This is a genomic window from Vibrio sp. YT-17, assembly GCF_033337375.1.
Classification (GTDB): domain Bacteria; phylum Pseudomonadota; class Gammaproteobacteria; order Enterobacterales; family Vibrionaceae; genus Vibrio; species Vibrio alginolyticus.
Genome location: NZ_JAWOQP010000143.1, coordinates 1 through 1186, shown reverse-complemented (window position 1 = coordinate 1186; position 1186 = coordinate 1). Strand labels below are relative to the sequence as shown.

Annotated in this window: 1 protein-coding gene; it reads left to right on the top strand. The window is 45.4% G+C overall.

The window, feature by feature from the left end:
* The coding region (gene helD / locus R7F67_RS24510; RefSeq protein WP_318057499.1) for a DNA helicase IV at nt 1-1116 on the top strand (1116 nt) is incomplete at its 5' end.
* Nucleotides 1117-1186: the final 70 nt, after the last annotated feature.

The window sequence follows — 1186 nt, the reverse complement described above, 5'->3', positions numbered from 1 at the left end:
CACTGGATGACACCAACAAATTTCAAACGTTGGCAAAAGCATTTAGATAAATGGCCTATTGCTTATCTGAAAGGTGATGATGAGCTGGGTAGCCATTCGGAAAATCCGAAGCTGATTGCTTGGTTGGATTCTCAATTGTCGCATTTAGCTGCTGTTGGTTTAACGAAAAAGCAAGTGCAAGAGAAGTTGGTGGATCACCAAGACTATACGCGCCTCAATAGCGAATTAGCACTGTGTTGGCCGTGTTTTTCTGCATGGCAAAAAATGCTCAAAGAGAGCAATCAAGTCGATTTCCCAACCATGATAAGTCGAGCAACGGATTACGTGAATAAAGGGAAGTTCGTATCGCCTTGGCGTTTTGTTATGGTCGATGAGTATCAAGATATCTCTCCAGATCGTTTGGCGTTGATCGAAGCGTTATGTGAATCAACAGAGAAGCAGCCTGGCGCAACCTTGTTTGCCGTAGGCGATGACTGGCAAGCGATTTACCAGTTTGCGGGCGCAGATGTGGACTTGATTACTGGGTTTAAAGAGCGATTCGCTCACTCTACGGTACATCACCTAGACACGACCTATCGTTTCAATAATCAAATTGGCGATGTAGCGAATACGTTCGTGCAGCAAAACCCATCACAATTACCGAAGACGTTCAACAGCCACAAACAACGCAAGCAAAAGAGCGTGCACACAGCGCCAAGCAACCAAGTTGAGAAAATCCTCGATCAATTGAATCAACAAGCGAAACAAACTAAGTCTGTATTGCTGCTTGGCCGTAACCATTACCACAAACCCGATTTGTATGATGACTGGTTAAGACGATTCCCGAATCTCGATATTCGGTATATGGCTTGTCATGCGAGTAAAGGTCGAGAAGCCGATTTTGTGATTATTTTGGCTGTGGATGAAGGGCAGTTCCCAGCGAAGAAGAAGCAGATTCACATCGACGGTGCGTTGACCGAGTCCAAAGACAAATTCCCGTATGCCGAAGAGCGCCGACTGTTCTATGTCGCGATTACGCGTGCAAAAGAGAAAGTGTGGATCACGCATACGGGCGCGGGTTCTGCATTTGTGCAAGAACTCGTAAGTGGCGACTACCCAATCGTTACCTCACGCTAAACGCACTTTTTCAACCGTTAAAAACAACCAAGGCGATACTTAGTATCGCCTTTGTTTTATCTATTCGATT